Annotated in this window: 15 protein-coding genes and 2 pseudogenes; 5 read left to right on the top strand and 12 right to left on the bottom strand. The window is 68.7% G+C overall.

Translation table 11 applies throughout. The annotated features are described in order from the left end of the window. Positions 1–161: 161 nt before the first annotated feature. Together greA and B082_RS0103300 are read right to left on the bottom strand one after the other, a co-directional pair. The gene (greA, locus tag B082_RS0103305; protein ID WP_018550393.1) at positions 162–659 is read right to left on the bottom strand and encodes a transcription elongation factor GreA; all 498 of its coding nucleotides are present in this window, start codon (positions 657–659) and stop codon (positions 162–164) included. A gap of 184 nt (positions 660–843) precedes the next feature. Further along, on the bottom strand, positions 844–1260 hold the full coding sequence (locus B082_RS0103300) for a DUF4307 domain-containing protein (protein WP_018550392.1): 417 nt from the start codon (positions 1258–1260) through the stop codon (positions 844–846). A gap of 97 nt (positions 1261–1357) precedes the next feature. Here B082_RS0103300 and mca point away from each other — a divergent pair, with 97 nt between their 5' ends. Then, complete coding sequence (gene mca, locus B082_RS0103295) at positions 1358–2239, top strand: mycothiol conjugate amidase Mca (protein WP_026249381.1); 882 nt, start codon at positions 1358–1360, stop codon at positions 2237–2239. Between the two features lies 1 nt (position 2240). Further along, positions 2241–2477, top strand: coding sequence for a hypothetical protein (locus B082_RS0103290; RefSeq protein ID WP_018550390.1), 237 nt, complete (start codon positions 2241–2243; stop codon positions 2475–2477). A 152-nt stretch (positions 2478–2629) separates the two neighbouring features. Here the strand turns inward: B082_RS0103290 and B082_RS0103285 are convergent, their stop codons facing one another. From B082_RS0103285 to B082_RS0103260, 6 genes are all read right to left on the bottom strand, one after another. After that, the gene (locus tag B082_RS0103285) at positions 2630–5851 is read right to left on the bottom strand and encodes a tetratricopeptide repeat protein (RefSeq protein ID WP_018550389.1); all 3222 of its coding nucleotides are present in this window, start codon (positions 5849–5851) and stop codon (positions 2630–2632) included. Between the two features lie 144 nt (positions 5852–5995). Then, positions 5996–6457, bottom strand: a complete 462-nt coding sequence (locus B082_RS0103280; protein ID WP_018550388.1) for a hypothetical protein — start codon at positions 6455–6457, stop codon at positions 5996–5998. Positions 6458–6537: 80 nt separating this feature from the next. After that, positions 6538–7452 (bottom strand): hypothetical protein, encoded by a 915-nt coding sequence (locus tag B082_RS0103275; protein ID WP_018550387.1) that lies wholly within the window; start codon positions 7450–7452, stop codon positions 6538–6540. 82 nt (positions 7453–7534) lie between these two features. Continuing rightward, positions 7535–8938 carry a serine/threonine-protein kinase gene (locus B082_RS0103270; protein WP_018550386.1) on the bottom strand — a complete coding sequence of 468 codons (1404 nt, stop codon included), beginning with the start codon at positions 8936–8938 and terminating at the stop codon, positions 7535–7537. Beyond that, entirely contained in the window at positions 8935–9678 is a 744-nt protein-coding gene (locus B082_RS0103265; RefSeq protein WP_018550385.1) for an FHA domain-containing protein, read from the bottom strand. Before B082_RS0103265 ends, B082_RS0103270 begins: the two co-directional genes overlap by 4 nt. Positions 9679–9786: 108 nt before the next feature. After that, a complete protein-coding gene (locus B082_RS0103260) occupies positions 9787–11499 on the bottom strand; it encodes a serine/threonine-protein kinase (protein WP_018550384.1) in 1713 nt (570 codons plus the stop codon). Positions 11500–11802: 303 nt separating this feature from the next. Between B082_RS0103260 and B082_RS39130 the strand changes: the two genes are divergently transcribed. Next, positions 11803–12663: a hypothetical protein gene (locus B082_RS39130; protein ID WP_158688853.1), complete on the top strand. Its 861-nt coding sequence runs from the start codon at positions 11803–11805 to the stop codon at positions 12661–12663. Positions 12664–12680: 17 nt separating this feature from the next. On the opposite strand, the gene B082_RS37725 is transcribed toward B082_RS39130, so the two are convergent. The 3 genes and pseudogenes from B082_RS37725 to B082_RS35535 form a co-directional block, all read right to left on the bottom strand. Further along, the gene (locus B082_RS37725; RefSeq protein ID WP_158688852.1) at positions 12681–13547 is read right to left on the bottom strand and encodes a toll/interleukin-1 receptor domain-containing protein; all 867 of its coding nucleotides are present in this window, start codon (positions 13545–13547) and stop codon (positions 12681–12683) included. Positions 13548–13586: 39 nt separating this feature from the next. Further along, a complete protein-coding gene (locus B082_RS39125) occupies positions 13587–14135 on the bottom strand; it encodes a hypothetical protein (protein WP_158688851.1) in 549 nt (182 codons plus the stop codon). Between the two features lie 237 nt (positions 14136–14372). Continuing rightward, positions 14373–15108: pseudogene (locus tag B082_RS35535) on the bottom strand (transposase family protein). A 1016-nt stretch (positions 15109–16124) separates the two neighbouring features. Between B082_RS35535 and B082_RS0103240 the strand changes: the two are divergent. Next, entirely contained in the window at positions 16125–16388 is a 264-nt protein-coding gene (locus B082_RS0103240) for a hypothetical protein (protein ID WP_018550381.1), read from the top strand. 116 nt (positions 16389–16504) lie between these two features. Here the strand turns inward: B082_RS0103240 and B082_RS39720 are convergent. Beyond that, positions 16505–17235 (bottom strand): annotated as a pseudogene (locus tag B082_RS39720) (DDE-type integrase/transposase/recombinase); the annotation flags it as partial. A gap of 54 nt (positions 17236–17289) precedes the next feature. Here B082_RS39720 and B082_RS37380 point away from each other — a divergent pair. Continuing rightward, the gene (locus B082_RS37380) at positions 17290–18258 is read left to right on the top strand and encodes a nucleotide-binding domain-containing protein (protein ID WP_158688850.1); all 969 of its coding nucleotides are present in this window, start codon (positions 17290–17292) and stop codon (positions 18256–18258) included. The last annotated feature ends 167 nt before the right edge of the window (positions 18259–18425 follow it).

The raw sequence follows: 18425 nt of genomic DNA, 5'->3' as shown, positions 1-18425 counted from the left end.
CGGGCGTTTCGACAACGCGGCGAGGTGCCGTAGCTGACGTCGTGCGCCCGCCAGGAATTGCGGGACAGCCCTTAGGGTCTGTCCGGCCCGCACAGCGGGAAGCCCCGGCCGTCGGTGGCCGGGGCTTCCCGCTGTGCGCGTCTGCGGTGTGCGGCGGTGGATCAGCCGGTGTACGGCTTCGCCGACAGGATCTTCACCGTGGCGGTCTTGCCGTTCGGCAGCTCGTAGTCGGCGCTCTCGCCCATCTTCTTGCCGTTCACGCCGGTGCCGAGCGGCGACTGCGGCGAGTACGTCTCGATGTTGCCGCTGGCGTACTCGCGGGAGGCCAGGAGGAAGGTCATCGTGTCGTCGTCATCGCCGTCGAAGGCGATCGTCACGACCATGCCGGGCTCGACCACGCCGTCGTCGGCCGGCGGCTCGCCGACCTTCGCGTGCTCAAGGAGCTGGGTCAGCTGGCGCACCCGGAGCTCCATCTTGCCCTGCTCCTCCTTGGCCGCGTGGTACCCGCCGTTCTCGCGCAGGTCCCCCTCCTCACGGGCCGCCGCGATCTTGACGGCGATCTCCGTGCGCGCGGGACCAGACAGGTGCTCCAGCTCGGCCTTGAGCTGGTTGTACGCCTCCTGCGTGAGCCAGGTGACGTTTTCGCTGGTCTGGGTCACAGGGTGCTCCTCGTCGGTACTGGGAATACAAAGCAACGCCCTACCCGGGAAGCATGCGCTCCTACGGGTGGGCGAAACCACGAGCCTAACAATTCACCGGGAAAAGGGGGAGAAGGTAAAAGACCCGACCGAGGAAAGCGCAGGTCAGGTCCTGTTAAGTGAGGTTACGACGGGCGTGCTGCGGTCAACGCGGTGCCCCGCCGTCGTCCGTGCAGCCGAGCAGCTCGACGGCGGTCGCCCGGGACGTCGTGCGCAGGGTCAGGACGCGGTCGATCCGGCTGCTGTCGTCGTCGAAGCGGAAGTCCTTGCGGGCGACCTCGCCGCTGTCCTCGCGGAGCGCGCGCAGCGTGCAGTAGCCCTTGGTGTCCTGGCCCTTGCGCACCTCCAGGTGCACTTCCGCCTTGTCGTCCGAGACCACCTTGAACTTGATCAGCTCGCCGCTGAGGCTCTCTCCGGACACGTAGCCGTAGCCGATCCAGCCGACCACGCCCAGCAGCACGACACCGAGGGCCGCACCGATGATCTTCAGCTTGCGGTCCGCGCGCTGGTCCGCGGAGCGGCCGTAGCGGTTCTCGGGAAGCGCCTCGCGCACCGCCGTCATGATCGTTCCTCCCGTACCGGGGATCGAGGAATTTTCCACCCCCCGGTTCCGTCACTATAGAAGTTGCACTTCGCGACCAATCACTGAGGATCGAGTCTTGACTGAGCAGCTTCGACTGATGGCCGTACACGCTCACCCCGACGACGAGTCGAGCAAGGGCGCGGCCACCATGGCCAAGTATGTGTCCGAGGGGGTGGACGTGCTGGTCGTGACCTGCACGGGAGGCGAGCGCGGCTCCATCCTCAACCCGAAACTCCAGGGCGACGCGTACATCGAGGAGAACATCCACGAGGTGCGCAGGAAGGAGATGGACGAGGCGCGGGCGATCCTGGGCGTCAAGCAGGAGTGGCTCGGCTTCGTCGACTCCGGGCTGCCCGAGGGCGACCCGCTGCCGCCGCTGCCCGACGGCTGCTTCGCGCTGGAGGACGAGACCGTCGCCGCGGGCCGCCTCGTCGCGAAGATCCGCGCGTTCCGGCCGCAGGTCATCACCACGTACGACGAGAACGGGGGCTACCCGCACCCCGACCACATCATGACCCACACCATCTCGATGATCGCCTTCGAGGGCGCCGCCGACACCGAGAAGTTCCCCGAGGCGGAGTTCGGCCCGGCCTGGACGCCGCAGAAGCTCTACTACAACCAGGGCTTCAACCGTCCCCGCACGGTCGCCCTGCACGAGGCGCTGCTGGCCCGCGGACTGGAGTCCCCGTACGCGGACTGGCTGGAGCGCTGGAAGGAGTTCGAGCGCGCCGAACGCACGCTGACCACGCACGTTCCGTGCGCGGACTTCTTCGAGATCCGTGACAAGGCGCTGATCGCGCACGCCACGCAGATCGACCCGGAGGGCGGCTGGTTCCGCGTCCCGATGGAGATCCAGCAGGAGGTCTGGCCGACGGAGGAGTACGAGCTGGCGAAGTCTCTGGTCGATACCTCCCTCCCCGAGAGCGACCTCTTCGCGGGCATCCGCGACAATGCCTGATATGTACGCGACTCAGGCACTGACGCACCTCGTCCCGCTCGCCGAGGAACTCGACAAGAACAAGGTGACCCCCGGGGTCCTCGGCTTCATCGTCTTCGCGGCGCTCGCCGTGGGCGTGTGGCTGCTGATGAAGTCGATGAACCGGCACATGGGGCGCGTGGACTTCGAGGAGACGCCGGAGCCGGCGGAACCGGCCGAGCCGGCCGAGCCGGTGGCCGGGGCCGCGAACCGGAAGTAGGGGCGGGCGGTGCCGGGTGGTGGCGCCGCTCCCCTCGTGCCGGGTGGTGCCGCCGAGCCCCTCGTGCCGGCCCGCCCGCGGGGGTGTTCTCCAGCGCCGGACGGGCCGGGAACGATGCCCTCGATCGCCGGGCGGGCCGGGTTCGCCCGGCGTCAGGCCGTGTCCGGGACCGGCACGCCCATGATTTCCCGGGCCCGGCGCGACGGGGTCAGGCCCAGGTGCCAGGCCTGCCAGCCCGTCTCCAGGTCCACGCCCCGGTCCAGGATCACGCGATACGCCTCCGCGCAGTCGTCCACCTTGCCGTCACGGGCCGGGTGGCCGGCCGCGACGAGGTCGGCCAGCTCCTGCTGCGCCACCACCGTGCCCACCTCGATGCCGCCGGGTGAGGCGTACGGCAGCAGCGTGCAGCGCAGGAAGCGGCCCCAGTCGGCGCCCCGCGCGTCGCCGTACGACTCGAACAGCGCGACCGCCTCGCCGCACAGTTCCAGGGCCTGGGGCGCCCGCTGGTTGCCCGCGTCGATCAGCGCCAGCTCCAGGCAGGCCCACGCCTCCCCGTGGGCGACTCCGATGCGCCGGAAGTCGGCGCGGGCGTCCACCAGCAGCTGGCGGGCGAAACCGGAATTGCGCAGGTTGCCCGTCTGCGCGGCCCGCTGGTCGCGGGTGACGCGCCCCGAGTGGTGCCGGGCGCACGCGAGACCGTAGACGTCCCGCATCCGCGAGAACATCGTGCGGGCCCGCTCCAGCTGCCGTACGGCCTGCACGGTGTCACCGGCCTCCTCCAGCGCCTGGCCCAGGTAGTACAGCGTCCAGGCCTCGCCGCGCGCGTCCTCGTTGTCCCGGTGACGGGCCAGGGCGGCGTTCAGCTGCTCGGCCGCCGGGCCGGCGTCCCCGGCCAGCAGCCGGGCGCGGGCCAGCTGAGTCATCGCCCACGCCTCGCCGCGTTCGTCCCGGGTCCGCCCGTACAGATCGAGGGCGATGCGCAGCGCGGCCTCGGCCCGCTCCACATCGCCGAGGCGCAGCCGGACCTGGCCCAGCTGGAACCGCGTCCACGCCTCGCCGTGCAGCGATTCGCCCTCGCGGTGCAGGACCAGCGCGGTGTCCAGGAGCGTGACCGCCTCGGCCAGGTTGCCCCGGTCGCGTTCGACGGCGGCCAGCGCGTGCATCGACCAGGCCCGGTCCTCGTCCTGCCCGGCCGCCGACTGGAGCTGCATCGCCTCGCGGAGCCGGGCCGACGCCTCGGTCAGGTTCCCCTGGTGGTGCAGGGTGATACCCAGCGAGCACAGCGCCAGGGCCGTACCGGAGTCGTTCTGCGCCTCCCGGTAGAGGCCGACGACGGAGGACAGGGTCGTCCGGGCCTTGTCCAGCTCGCCGAGCTGGCGGGCTGCGATGCCGGTACGCCACTGCACCGACCGCTCCAGCAGCCCCTGGTCCACCGCCTGCGTCAGCTCGCTTATCTCACCCAGCCGGTACAGGTCGCCGCGCAGCAGGCAGTAGTCGCACAGCGCGCCGAGCAGCGCGAGCACGGCGCCCTGGTCGACGCCCTCGGTGTGCCGCAGCGCGGAGGTGATGAAGCTCGACTCGTCGTCCAGCCAGCGCAGCGCCGCGTCCAGCGAGCTGAAGCCGTGCGAGCCGAACTGCCCGGCCCGGGTGGACATCTTGCCGTCCACCATCCGGATCACCGCGCCGGCCAGCTCCGCGTAGTTCGCGATGAGCCGTTCCTGCGCGGCCGCGCGCTCGGCCGGCTCCTCCTCGTCCAGCAGCCGGGCCAGGGCGAAGCCGCGCACCAGGTCGTGCAGCCGGTAGCGGGAGCCGCGTACGTGGTCCAGCAGCCCGGCCCCGGACAGCGCCGTCAGCAGCCGGCCGGCCTCCTGCTCGTCGGCGGAGAGCAGGGCGGCTGCCGCCGCCGCGCCCAGGCTCGCCCGGCCGGCCAGGGCGAGCCGCCGCAGCAGCCGCCTGGCCTGCTCGGACTGGTCGGTGTAGCGCAGCCACAGGGCGCGCTCGACGGGCGGCACCGGGCCGTAGGCGGAGAGGTCGGCCGCCAGCGCGCCCGCGGTACGCGCTCCGAGCGAGGAGCCCGCGACCCGCAGCGCCAGCGGCAGCCCGCCGCACAGGTCGGTGATGGCCTCGCTCGACGGATAGTCGTACGGCCCCGGTTCCGCCTCCTGCGACACCGAGCGCAGCAGCTCCTCCGCGCCCGCCGGATCGAGCGCCCCGACCTCCAGCCGGTGCACCCGGGCGGGCAGTGAATCGGGCAGGTCGAGCGGCTCGCGGGCGGTGACCAGGACCAGGCTGTCCGAGCGCTCCGGGATCAGCGTGGCCACCTGCGCCGCGTCGCTCGCGTCGTCCAGGACGATCGTCACGGCGGTGCCGGTCAGGTGCTGGTGGTAGAGCTCGCCGAGCCGGCGCACCTGCTGCTCGGCGGACGAGCTGTCGCGGAACAGCAGCTGTTCGCGGGGTGCGCCCAGCCGGTTCAGCAGGTGCAGCAGAGCGTCCCGGGTCGGCAGCGGGGCCTCGCCGTCCGCGCCGCCGCGCAGGTCGACCACGCACGCGCCCCGGAACTGGTCCCTCAGATCGTGTGCCGCCCGCACCGCGAGCGTGGTGCGCCCGGCGCCCGGCGGGCCGTGCAGTACGACGACGGTCGGCTTCGTCTCCGTCGACGCGCGGGCCGCGTGCACCCACTGGCCGATCCGGGCCAGTTCGGCCCGCCGCCCCGCGAACCCGTCGCCCACCTGGGGAAGATGACCGAACGACTGCTCCAGGAGCGAGCGCTTCCGGGCGGCCGCGCTGCGGTCGCCGCCGCGCAGTGGCGTACGCGCCTTGGCCGTGGCCTTCTTCGCCGGGGTGCGGGTGGCGGCGGTGAGCATGCGCTGCTGGTCGAGGTACGGGCGTATGCCCCGTACCTCCAGCGCCGCCAGCCACTGAAGACGCAACTGCTCCGGCCCGCCCGGCCGGCCCGCGGCCCCGGCCCGGCGGTGTGCGGCCGGCCAGTGCGAGGCGGTGGCCTTCGCGATGGTGGCGGTGGTGCCGGCGACCGCGACGACCGCCCCGGCGCCGAGCGCGAGCCCGGACGCCGTGCCGAGCGCGACATCGGCCCCGAACGCGGCGGCCGCGGCGACCCCCGTGACCAGTAACGGCGCGGACAGGGTCTGCCGGTTGAAGCGGTTCCCGGCCCGCAGACCTTCCGCCGCGTCGAGCGCCTGGAGATAGGCCGCGTACTCCTCGGCCGCGCCGGCCGCCATGGTGTCGAGGGCGGCCCGCGCACGGGTCATCAGGACGGCGGAGTCGGTCCGCCCCCCGGTGCGCCGCACCTCCTCCTCGACGGCCCGTACCAACAGCCGTTCGGCGTCCGCCCGGTGGCTGTCCCGCATCCGCATATGTCGTCCCCCTCCGACTCGGTGTACGGACGGCCCTCGTCGGTCGGCCGCCGCAACACCCAGTGTCCTTCGTACGGAGCGAGGGCGCGAGGGCGGACGCGGCCCACCGGCCGGGAAATTCCGGTGGGCCGCAGGGGATTGGGCTCAGTGCATCAGGTTGTCGCAGCTGCTCACCCACTTGTGGGAACGGATGTTGTTGTTGGCGCTCGCGCCGTTGCTGAGCGTGTTGCGGGCCAGGTTGTCGACGAAGTACTCGTTCGGGCCGATGCAGCCGTAGCCGCCGGTGTAGTTCGCGAGGTAGTAGAACTTCACGGTGTCGTTGCCGCCCGTGTAGCCGGCGTTGAGGACGGACGAGGCCTTGTCGCTCGCGCTGGTGAAGCCGCCGCCCGCCTTGTTCCAGTCGGCGTCGTTGCCCGCGGTGTACCCCAGCACCCCGTTGCAGTACGTCTCGTTGTAGGCGTACACCTTGCCGTTGCGGCCCGGCCAGATGTCGTTGCAGTGGTTGGACGCGGCGCCCGTGGCGGACGCCTGGGCGGCCGCGGCGGGGACGACAAGGCCGGCGGCGGCCAGACCGAGTGCGGCGATGGACATGCCCAGCTTTCGCATGGTTCGCTCCTGTGTGTCTGCCTCGTCAGAGGCGTGGTGGTCCACGGCACGGCGCCGTGGAAATCTGTGGGGCGGTCGGATCAGACGCGCGGACCGGTGACTTCCGACGCGCGTGCGTACGCCTGGCGCTCCAGCCGCCGGTGTGTGTCGATCAGCTCGCGGTAGCGGACGGGCAGGGCCGCGCGGTAGTGCCTCTCACGCTCCCGGGTGACATCGGCGAGGGAGCTCTCGTGCGCGCAGCGCGCTTCGGCGACCGCGACGCGCTTCTCCGCCTCGAACGCCTTGTCCGGGGCGAGGCCGGCGGCCTGCCGTGCCACCGCGTCCTGCGCGGCGGGCGGATCGGGGTACGGGTGCCCGGCCAGGCGCATGCAGCGGGACCAGGCGGCGAGGGCGGCGGTGAACTCCTTGTCCCGGGTGACCCGGGGGGCGTACAGCGCGGTGAGGTTGGAGACCGCCTTGGCCGCGCGGAACCACGCGGCCGGGTCCCCGTACAGCTTCTTCTCGGCCTCGGCCGAGCAGCCGCCGAGCCGTTTGCTGATGTGCGCGGTGCCGTCCGGGGTGGGGATCTCGGCGGTGAGGACGGTGGCGTCCCGGCCGCCGTCGAGCGCCTGGTCGTACGCCTCGCGGCGCTGCGGGGAGAGCCCCTCGCGATAGGTTCCGTTCGGATTCGCCCGGTGCGCCTTGTCCGTCTTCTCCTGGATGCGGCTGCCGTAGCCGTGGGCGGCGGCCCACGCGACGTCGTCGTTGACGTAGTCGAGCGGCCGGCTCTCCTCCACGCTGAGCCGGAGGCTCGTCCAGTACCGGAAGCCCGCGCGGTTCATGCACCGCTTCGTCAGTGCCTCGGTGGCGTCGGAGATCCGCAGCTGCTCGGTGTAGGCGGGCTCCTGCCCGTCCGCCGCCCGCTCCTGCTCCGTGGAGCCGCTCCGTGTGCACCCGGTCGCAGCGGCCGACAAGGCCGCTGCGACCGCGCACGCGGCGATGAACCCCCGTTTCATGCCACACCCCCCGTTGGTGTGCCACCCCTCGGCGGCACACCAACACCCTCCCGCCCGTGCCGGGCGGGCGGTACCTCGTACGTCAGAGGGCGCAGGTCTTGGCCCAGGTGTGGGACCTCACCCGAGAGGCCGGCGCGAGGTTGACCCGCTGCCCCTTCTCGACGCAGCCGACGCGGCGGCGCAGCTGGGCCTCCGCGAAATACGTCACGTCGACATAGCCGTTGGGGTCGGCGGCACCGTTGTTGAAGACCGAGCCCGGGGGCCGGTCGGAGGCCCAGGCGCAGTCGTTCATGCCGTCCGCCCAGTCGGTGTCGTCGCCGTCCCAGGCACACATCTCACCCCGGCCGTCCGCTTCCGGGAAGAAGCAGACGGAACGGGACGGGCAGCGTTCGTACCCCGCCGGCACCCGGGTCCGCCCGGCCTCGTCCTCGCCGGATTTCGCGGCCGCGGCCGAGCCCGCGCCCGGCTTCGCGGCCGGGTCCCCGCCCCAGAGCGCCCGCGCCCCGAGGCCCGCCGCGCTCACGGCGACGGCCAAGGCCACCGCCAGGAGCAGGGGGCGGCTGACGGGGCGGCGTCGCGGCTTGCGCCCCGCCGCCGCTGCCGAGGCCCGACGCAGCAGCGACGCCGCGTCGTGCGGGGCCCGTTCCTCGTGCGTGCGGGCGAGACAGTCCCGTACGATCTCCCGCCAGGCAACGGGCAGTTCGGGCGCCAGGCGCAGCTCGTCCTCGCCCCGCGCGTAGCGCACGGCCGCGTCCCGGCGGGCGGTCGGCGTGCCCCCGGGAAGCGGGAAGGAACCGGTCAGGACCAGGTGCGCCAGGACCCCGAACGCCCAGATGTCCGCGGTCTGCCGGATCTGCATGCCCCGCTCGCCGATCTCGGACCACAGCAGCTCGGGCGGGGTGTAGTCGGCCGTCGCGAACGCCGGCGAGTAGGCATGCGTACCCTCCAGCTCGGCGGCCATGTTGAAGTCGCCGAGCCGGGCGGTCCCGTCCTTCATCAGCAGCACGTTGCCCGGTTTGAGGTCCCCGTGGATCCAGCCCGCGCCGTGCAGCTGCCGCAGGCCCTCGCAGACCTGCACCAGCAGGGCGGGCCCCTCCTCGGGCGGGCGGTCCGCTCCCAGCGCCGCGTCGAGGGAGCTGCGCGCCTCCTCCAGTACGAGGACGGTCGCGCCGTCGAGTTCGGGATGGTCGGGGTCGTCCACGGTCAGCGCGTCGTGCATCCGGATCAGCCGCGGCGAACGGAGTCGGCTCAGCAGCGACACCTCGCGCTCGGCCAGTTCCCGCAGGTGGCGCAGCTGGCGGGGGGTGTGCGTACCGGTCGGCAGGAACTTCAGGGCGGCGCGCGGCGGTTGGGCGCCGGGGATCTCGTGGCGGGCCGCGTACACATTGCCGAAGGCCCCGGCGCCGAGCGGTTTCTCGACGATCCAGGGGCCGACGCGGTAGCCGGGCGGCACGGATGCGACGGCGTACGGCCGCTGCCCGCTCACCGCGCGGTGCCGTTCGTGACGGGGCGCAGTGCGGCGAGGTCGTCCTCCCGCACCAGGTCGAACCGGAGCGCGAGCGCGACGAGCGTGTCCTTCTTGCCGTTGAGGCGGCGACCGGGCTCACAGGACTCGGGGCCCGGTTTGAGCCGCAGCTTCACAGCCAGGTAGTCGATGTTCCACTGCACGGCGGCCCGGTTGGCCGCCGGCCACAGCGGGCGCAGCCGGTCGACGACCTGCTCCACCGTGGGCAGCGGCGCGTACGGCTCACCGCGCAGACGCGGCTCGCACAGGGCCGCCAGCACGGTGAAGTACCGCTTCGACCGGTCGAGCGGAAAGGCCAGTGCGGTCGGCTCCCCGCCCCCGCCGCGCCCCTGGGCCGGGGTCGCGTAGTCGTGCCGCGGCGCCCATACGTCGAAGCTGACCAGCTCGTTCCCCGCGGGCAGCACGACCCGGGAGAACTCGAACGCGACGGGCGCCCCCAGCCGCCTGGGCGCCACCTTGATGTGCTCCCCGGCACCCTCCGGGTTCTCGACGGCGTAGGTCGCCGTCCGGCTGAGATTGCTGAGCGACCAGTACGTGTCCGTGGCGACGATCTCCCCCGCGGAGCGGGAGACGCCGTCGTGCGGAATGGCCAGCGCCCGCCCGGACGCCCCACGCCCGAAGCGCAGCGTCTCCCCGGGCGCCAGCCGGAACTCTTCGGAGGGCTCCATACCGGGCCCGGGTACCACGACAATGGTGTACATGGACTGATTCCTTCCCCCGAGGTGCGCGTGCGCGGCAACGATAGGAAGGGTGGATAAATGTACGCATGACGCGCAGGCGGGACCGGCCGGGCGCGTCGCCGCGGCCTGCTACCGGTCCTCCTTCGGCGGCTCCCTCGGGTACCGCTCCAGGATCTTCCCCGCACTGTTCACCCGCAGGTGCGCGGTGCCGTACGCGTCGCTGACGTACAGCGAGAGGGCGGGGCCCCTGAGGTCCGGGGAGTACTCCAGGATCAGGTGGCTGCGTTCGGCGTCCTTGATGCCCAGTTCGGCCTGGGCCCTGGGCCACAGGTCGGTCAGCAGGTCCCAGTCGAACGCGGCCATGTCGAGGGCGTCGGCTCTGCTGACGACGCCGGCCGGGCCCCCGCCTTCCACCCCGTCGCCCCGGTAGTCGTAACCGACCCGGAGGTCGGGCCGGTCCTTGCGCTGGACGCTCACCGACACCAGGTGACCGTGTGCCGACATGCTCCCGACGACGGTGCCGCCGACCTTCTCCTTCAGCGCCGCCACCGCCTCGCGCATGCCCTTGGGGGTGAGGAAGTAGCCGTCGGACTGATGCTTCGGCCCGGTGGCGCCGGCGGCGGAACCGGCCGTGGTCCCGGCCTTCTCGATGAGGCCGGGCAGGAAGCGCGCTCCGGCAACGACGAGCGCCAGTACGACGGCCACCCGTACGAGGGTCATGGCACCGCCCAGGAGCCGGCGCGGGGCGACCGACGGCACGCGCGCGCCCTCGCCGGTGTCCTCGTGGGCGTCCTCGGGCGTGGCCTCGCTGTCCTCGCCGTCGCCGTCGCCGTCGCCGGAGGGCTCAGGCGCGGCGTCGGAGGGCTGCGGTGGGCCGGGGCGCGGGAGGTCCGCCGAGTGGGTGGGCAGGTCGGCGTAGCCGGGCGCGTCGGGAGCGGGCGCGGGTGCGCCGCGCGGGGCGACGGGGCCCGGCCCCGCGTCGGCGACCGCCCCGCCCACTGTCCCCGCCTCCACCGCCGCGAGGAGCCGGTCCAGCTCCGCGGCGTCCGGCCGGGCGGCGGGATCGCGGCCGAGGAGGGCGGTCAGGACCGGGGCGAGCGCCCCGGCCCGGACGGGCGGCGGCACGGTCTCCTCCAGCACCGCTGTGAGCGTCGCCAGAACGGTGTTGCGGCGCAACGGGTGGACGCCCTCGACCGCGACGTACAGCAGCATGCCGAGCGACCACAGGTCGGACGCGGGGTCGCCCTCCCGGCCCCGCAGCCGCTCGGGAGCGATGTACTCGGGCGAGCCGATGAGGGCGCCGGTCGTCGTCAGCGTGGACAGCTCGCCCAGTGCGGCGATCCCGAAGTCGGTGAGGACGGGGCTGCCGTCCTCCCGTATGAGCACGTTGGCCGGCTTCACATCACGGTGCAGGATGCCCGCCGCGTGCGCGGCGACCAGCCCGGCCAGCACCCCCCGCCCCAGCCGGGCCGCTTCGGGCGGCGTCAGCAGCCCCCGCTCCAGCCGGTCGGCGAGCGAGCCGCCCGGCACCAACTCCATGACCAGCCAGGGGAACTGAGGCTCTGGCCCGGTGACGATGTGGAAGATGGTCACCACATGCGGATGCCGCAGCCGCGCGAGCGCACGGGCCTCCCGCAACACCCGCTCCCGCAGAACGGCCGCCTCCGACGAGCCGTTCTCCGCGACCCTCGGATCGAACGGCCGCACCTCCTTCAGCGCCACCTCACGCCGCAACTCCGTGTCGCGCGCCCGCCACACGAGGCCCATGCCCCCGCCGCCGAGCCGTTCCAACAGCTCGAACCGTCCGTCGACGAACCGCCGTCCGGCCCCATCCATCGCCATGACGCTCACCCTAGGAAGACTCGGGGATCTCATCCGTTCCCCCGGGTGACGTCGGGGACCACCGCGGTGGTTGCGGCCTCCCGGCCGATCAGCGGCTTTCATCGGCCCCAGGGCCAGGCAGTCAGACGGATGCCAGGCCAACGGTCACGAGGAAGGGCGCGGTGGCGCGGCACAAGATACTGGCGTTGGTCTGCAGCGTGCGGAACTCGGCCATGATGTTTTCACATTTGGCCACAAGTAATCGTAAGTGATCGATATGCTTCTTTGGTGACGCTATGTATCTAATGGCCTTATCATCTTAGGATGGTCATCGATAATGGAACCCCCCAAGGTGCGCCGGTACCACGTCTCATGCTAGTCGATCCGGAGTTGGCAGAAAAACTGCTGTCCCGGGCCTTGGTCAACCGTCGCTTGGACTGGGGTCAAGTAGATTTCCTGGCTGATGCGATTATCCGCGGGGAGTGGCAGTTAACACATCAAGGGATTGCGCTCGATGGACCTCTCAGTACAGGGTGCCTTCTCGATGGCCAGCACCGCTTGAATGCCATCATCAAGGCCGAGATTCCAGTGTGGATTTACGTGTTTGAGGGGCTTCCCAAAACTGCGTTCCCTGTACTTGATACAGGGAAGCGCCGAAGTGGTGTGGATACACTTTCATCTACTGGTGAAAAATATCTCCCATTGCTTCACTCGACAATTCGACATGTTCTTCTTTTTAAGAGTATGCCGGACTCGTCGTGGAGTGGCAGTAGGGCCCGAATCGCGAATGGTCGCATTCTGGCGGCATACACTGACGACAGTGACATGTATCGAGAAGCTGTGGCCACGGGGCGCGCCCTTTCCAAACATGTATTTGCGAGCCAGACCGGCGCGGCAGTGGGGTATTTTGTCACGACCGAAGCAGCCCCCGCAGTTAAGGTGGCTAGCTGGGTCGACGGCTTGACCTCAGGTGCGAACCTGGAGGTTGGAGACCCGCGGCTCGCCCTGACCAAGGTCCCTCACGTGAAGAGAAGGGGCCGTGCGCGTCGGTATACAATGCGGGAGCAAGTAGCCATCTATATTAAGGCATGGAACGCCTGGGTTCGGGAAGAGAAACTTGAGAACCTGCGCTTTAAGAAAACAGAGGGAATGCCGTTTCCTGTAGAGGCGAAGTTTGACCGGTGAAGCCGATTGTGGGCACGCTAAAGGAAATCGGAACGGCTGCGGATCAGAGTATTACCTGAGGCGCTCATCACGAGCACGGGTCTTTCCAAGGACTTGGCGATGCGGTCAATGAAGTCGCGTGACAAGAATGCTTTGTTGTCCTCCGGGTGTCGTGCGGTAATGTGCACCTCGTTTTTTTCCCGCGAGGACTCGGTCACCTGCCATCCAACCTTCGCAAATGAGGTCAGGATGAACTCGTCCTCGCTGATGCGCCGACTGCGTGACAGCTTCTCCTCCGCTTGGTTCGCCTTTCCCTCTAGGTTTGTCCCGCGGTATTCCTGCTTTCGAACCAGTAAGAGGATTTCTTCGAGCATTTCCGCCTCGGACCGCTCGATTGGATGCTGCACACCCTCCGGCAGGGGAGTCTGACGGATTTCTCCGATTGCGTGTTCCAGTCCCGGCCAATTATGCGCGAATGCTCGATCCAGTCGATCCTCTGCCACCATTCGCCCCGCTGATGCCTTGTTCATGTCGCTAATCAGCTTCCGGACGTCATCCCGACTCTCTCCTACGGTTGCCTGAAACTTGGAAAGAGGGCCGGTTAGGTCTGAGATTTTCATGTCAATCAGAAATGGAGCGACATGTGCAATCTTAAACTGTTTGGCAAGTGACCCGGCCTCGAAGTTAATCCACCTTGATGCTTCGTTCTCCGGGGTTACGCAGATAATTCCGAAGTCCGTCGCAGCAAGTTCATGGGTAATCTCCTCGATCCCTTTTCCTCCTTTGGCGATGTCCTGGCTCGAGACCCATGGATCAATCCCCTGGATGACGTCCGGAATCCAGGATCTTAGCGCCTCGGCAATCTTCCTGGAACGCTCTCCGGACCAACTCAGGAACACCTTCATGAATAATTTACCCCCTATTGCTGTCATTGAATTTCTGACTCATTGACCCCGGCTCGATTTCAGCAATTCTTCCTGTTCGCTTTTCAGTGTGGCGTACGACTCGCGCACGTACGACAGGAAGCTGCTTCCTGGGTGACGGATCAGCGTGGAATCGTTAACGGCAACGGTGTCCCAGTCTGCCAATAGGGCATCGTAGGTTGCGGCGTGAGCGCAGAAATCGAGAACAACTGCTGGCATCTCTCTTTCGATAATGAGGTCTCCGCGCGCAGTGACGAGTTCTCTTATCTGCTGGGCCCTCGGAGCGAAGACTGTCTCCACCCATACATGCCATCGAATCGACCCGGACTCCGCCGGCGGACCCTGCAGTGGGTCTCTGTGGGGGAAATATTCCCGGCGATATTCTCTCCATGCCCGTTCGTTAGTCTCCGCCAACACAAGGAGTGGGCCGTAGAGGTCTTTTAGCTGGCTACTTACCCAGTTGATTCGCTCCTTGCGTAGGGATCTGTGAACTTCACCTCGATGATTCAACCAGTACACCGTGATCGCGATCACAGCGCCGACTCCAGATGTGACGATCGATGCAATCATCTACGGCCTCCATAGTGATGGTCCACAAAATATCCAAGCGTGACCTATTTCAAACCTCCCGTCGATCGTCTTACAAGTGAACGAGCGGGCGGATGCAGAAGATCGGGCGAAGTTTCGATTCGAACTGATGCAAGGTCTGCAGGCGCCAGCCCGACTGGCGTGTCTTCATTTGCGTGCTACGGCGACCCTGTTTCGGCCCCGCTCGTCGCTGCGCCAAGGCGCCCGCACTGAGCGTTTTCAGCGTTGCCTCTCCAGGGTGGGGACGGCTTTGGCGATTGACGTTATGCGGTTCGGGCTGCATAGTGATCTTCGGAAGCTTCGACAGGACTTGAGTCGTGCCATACCGCGTTCGACGGGAGCTCGGACGTGGCCAGTGCCCGGTTGACCGTCCGATCTGTTGGGGTCAGCTGGCCGTTGGGTGGGCGTCTGCGTCCGGTGGTGACCCATGGGCCGGCGCCCGTGTAGGTGCGGCGGCGGGGACGGGGACGCCCTGGCGTTCGTAGATCCGGGTGATCCGGTGGGTGCGGGCCGCGGTCAGGTCGTGACGCTGGCCGGGCAGCGTCGGTGAGATCCACAGGATCTGGCCGGCCCGGTCGGTCGCGACCTGCACGTTCATGCCGTGGCGGCGGTGCTTGTGCGAGTAGCCGCCCAGGCGGTCGCACTCGGCGAGCGTCCCGTCGAGCAGCACGCACTCCGGGTCGGTCTCACGCAGGACCTTCAGCAAGCCGGGGGACTGGTCGGCCAAGAGGTCGATGCCCGCGGTGGTGTAGGCGAGGGCGGTGCCGACCGATACGCCGAAGGCCCCGGCGATCTGGGCCAGGATGTCGTGCTTGCGCAGGTACACCAGAGCGACGAGCGCGCCTTGGTGCGGCGGGAGTTTGCAGCGGCGTTCACCCTCGCGGGTGACGACGAGCATCGTGACCCACTTGACCAGCGCATGAGGCAAGTCAAGTGCGGCAGGACAGGGAACCAACGAGGTACCTGCACTGATGAGTTGAGACTTCGAACATCCCCCTCAACGGCACGGGTGTCTCGTGCGTTGCGGCCTCAGCGCCGTTACCCGACCGGTGGCCACGCTGAATGCGCTCACGGAGATGGTGAAGGATGCTGAGTAACTCGCCCCCGGGCGAACACACCTGCGCTTGCCGGTGAACAGGCACGCGGCACTTGCTAATGATCCTTTGAGTGAACTCGCGAACTCAGTAGTCCGCGGCCCTTGCGTCTGTCTGAGCCGCAGGCGACACACTCAGGAGGTGTTGGCTACCTGGATGTGGCGATACTGCGTCCAAGTGGACCGCGGGTTGACGGATGTGGCAAGTCATCCAACACCAGCCGCGTCAAGGGGACGGAGCTGTTGCTGGCCGCAGGTGATGTCGACCGTGCCCTCTCCAGGGGGCCCAAAGGGCGGGCCAGACCCGCGGCCTGGGGAAAGCTGATTGGCCAACTGCCCTTCCTGGCGCTCAGGCCCACAGCCGCGCGGAGCGCCTCTGCCGCCCAGGGGAGAATTGTTGTATGGGCGCTGACGGCCTCGCCAGATGGCGGGAGCTCTGAGGTCGATGTTGGACATCTCCGCAGATGGAAGAACGAAACCCGGGTGCCGAGGTTCCACCGTCTGAGAGTATTGCCGCAGCTAAGCTGGCGCGCCGCTGGAGCGGTGCACGCTGAGGTCGGCACGGCCTCGCCAGACATGGTTTGACCGAACGGGAGCCCGGGTGCCCTTGCTTGCGTAGCCTCGAAGGCGCAACGCGGTTTTCCTGCCCTGGAGCGGTCAGCAAGGCGATCACCACATCACCTGAGCCCTGCTTGAACCGACATGGCTGTGCGGGATGCCTCTTCATTGTCTCGCACAGCCAGGATCATCACACGAGCTTCTCCGCTCGACTTGTAAGGGGCGGCCTTCCTTTCCGTTCCCTCCTGTATTGCCGCCGACGGCGATGTCAGCCCGCTAGGACTTGTCCGGCCGATCATGTTGCTGGTTAAGGTGCGAGCGTGTCGAAGACGAGCGTGAGCAACGAGACCAGCAACATGCTCTGCCTTTGGGTCGAGCCGTGGGGAACCGATCACTGGATGCGTCCTGGCGAGGAGTTCACGGTGGTGACTGGGACCGAGGCGGAGGAGTCGCCGTTCAACGTGGTCGTGCACGATCAGGGCATCACGGTGTGGGTGAACTCGGGGAACGATGCCGAGGTCTTCGACAAGAGTGGCAGCCTGGTGCAGTGCGGGCATCAGCGGCCTGCCGAGGGTGGTCGCTGAGCTGCCTCCGATCGTCAGGTCCGGAGCCAGATGGGGCTGCTGCATGATCGGGTGACAGCGGGGTTTATGCAGCCAGGGCTGCGGGTGGAGTCATGATGGTCTCGTACTCGACGGGGGTCTCGCCGGGCACTGACCCGGCCCATCGATCCGATCATGCTGTGACGTGCGAGAACGACGACGAATTTCCTGAGCGAAATTGCGACCCGCGATCGGAATGAACGATGCATCCAGCGACCTGGCCCCGACGGGCCACCGCGGATTCAAGAGCCCTCACGGCGAGGCTGGACTTCATCCGGGCGTCGATGGAGTAGCCCACGATGCGGCCCGAGTAGACGTCCTTGACCGCGCACAGATACAGCTTGCCCTCGCCGGGGCGGATTCAACTGGTCGTCGCAACGCTGCTGGTCATGAGCGATGGTGAGTTCGGTGTCGGTGACCGGTGAGGCCGGCAACCGGTAGTAGGGCTGGCGGGCCAGCTTGAGCACCCGGCACGTCACCGCCACCCGGTCAGGGGCAGCGGCGGCGGCCAGCTCGCGGACGAGCGGGTACATCATTTTGACGGCAGGTTCGCCTGCGACAGATACGCCGCAGCCCTCCGCAGCACTTCGTTCTCCTGCTCCAGGAGCCGGATGTGCTTGCGGGCCTCGCGCAGTTCGGCCGACTCGCCCGACGCCGTTGCGGGCTTGGCGCCGCCCTTGTCGGTGTCGGCGCGGCGCAGCCACTTCGACAGCGTGATCGGGTGGACGCCGAAGTCGGCGGCGATCTGTTCCAGCGTGACGCCGGGCTCGCGATTGCGCGCCACCCGCACGACGTCCTCGCGGAACTCCGTCGGATACGGCTTGGGCACTGCGACATCCTTCCAGGCCGCCTCTCAGCAAGCCAGGTCAGGTGTCACCTATCCGTGCAGCAGTCCCTTCCCCACCTCATTCTGCCTGGCGGTCGGCAGGTGATCGTCAACTCGGAGGTAGAGCAGTTCGAGGAGACCAACCCCGAGGGCTACACCGCGTGGATGAAGGAGAAGGACTCGCTGACCGGCGGCAACCTGCGCAAGGTGATTCGCCTGGTGAAGTACCTGCGGGACTCCAAGGACACCTTCCGCATCCCCTCGGTGATCCTGACCGCCTTGCTCGGCGAACAGGTCCAGGTCTACGACACGGGCAACCGCTACAGCGGCGTGCCCACCACTCTGGTCCACCTCATCGAGGACCTCGCCGCGTGGCTGGCCCTCAACCCGCTAATGCCCGTGATCGCCGACCCGAGTTGCCCACAGACCAGCTTTAACCACCGCTGGGACCAGGACCGGTACGCCAATTTCGCCAAGCACATTCAGTCGTATGCGACCCGGATGCGTACGGCCCTGGATGAACAGGACAAGGACAAGAGCGTCAAGCTCTGGCAGGAGCTCTTCGGCGACGGGTTCAGGGCACGCGCCACGGCGTCGGCCTCCCTCGCCGAGGCCGGGCGGCCGACCTCGAGGGAAGGGGTCACCCGGGCGCCATCGGAGAGGTCCATCGAGGAGATGGGCGTGCAGTGGGCTGGCGGACGCTGGGCCCGGATCGAGGCCCGTGTCGCGAACCCCATCGGCACCGGGTCGGTGGACCTGCGCCGGAGCGGCTTTGCCCCCGTGGGCCGGGACCTCTACTTCACGGTGACTACCGATGCCCCGCAGCCGTACGAGATCTGGTGGAAGGTCCGCAACCACGGACCGGACGCCGAGAGCGCCCACGGACTGCGTGGTCAGATCACGCCCGGGCGTGGACCACGGATCCATGAGCGCACCATGTATCGAGGTCGGCATTACGTGGAGGTGTGGATCGTCAAGAACGGCAAGGTCGTCGCCAGCGATCACCACGACGTAGTGATCCGCTGACGACGCCATCAGGGTGACGGGCATGAAGCGGGGGCGGCTCACCATGCGGCTCGGCCCCGGCGAGAACGTGCAGGTCGGCATCTGGTTGAAGCTCTGCACCCCCCGGACCGCCTACGACGGGTCCAGGCCGAGCTGGGGGCCGCCGCCCAGAGGCCCCGGTGGCGGAC

It is taken from the genome of Streptomyces sp. ATexAB-D23 (assembly GCF_000373645.1).
Lineage (GTDB): Bacteria > Actinomycetota > Actinomycetes > Streptomycetales > Streptomycetaceae > Streptomyces > Streptomyces castrisilvae.
This window is presented reverse-complemented; position numbering and strand designations above follow the sequence as displayed.

Coding starts and splice junctions, on each gene's coding strand:
- B082_RS39130 (WP_158688853.1), top strand. CDS start 11,803: ATGGTCATCGATAATGGAACCCCCCAAGGTGCGCCGGTACCACGTCTC.
- B082_RS39125 (WP_158688851.1), bottom strand. CDS start 14,135: ATGATTGCATCGATCGTCACATCTGGAGTCGGCGCTGTGATCGCGATC.
- B082_RS0103280 (WP_018550388.1), bottom strand. CDS start 6,457: ATGCGAAAGCTGGGCATGTCCATCGCCGCACTCGGTCTGGCCGCCGCC.
- B082_RS37725 (WP_158688852.1), bottom strand. CDS start 13,547: ATGAAGGTGTTCCTGAGTTGGTCCGGAGAGCGTTCCAGGAAGATTGCC.
- B082_RS0103275 (WP_018550387.1), bottom strand. CDS start 7,452: ATGAAACGGGGGTTCATCGCCGCGTGCGCGGTCGCAGCGGCCTTGTCG.
- B082_RS0103265 (WP_018550385.1), bottom strand. CDS start 9,678: ATGTACACCATTGTCGTGGTACCCGGGCCCGGTATGGAGCCCTCCGAA.
- B082_RS0103300 (WP_018550392.1), bottom strand. CDS start 1,260: ATGACGGCGGTGCGCGAGGCGCTTCCCGAGAACCGCTACGGCCGCTCC.
- B082_RS0103260 (WP_018550384.1), bottom strand. CDS start 11,499: ATGGCGATGGATGGGGCCGGACGGCGGTTCGTCGACGGACGGTTCGAG.
- B082_RS0103285 (WP_018550389.1), bottom strand. CDS start 5,851: ATGCGGATGCGGGACAGCCACCGGGCGGACGCCGAACGGCTGTTGGTA.
- B082_RS0103290 (WP_018550390.1), top strand. CDS start 2,241: ATGTACGCGACTCAGGCACTGACGCACCTCGTCCCGCTCGCCGAGGAA.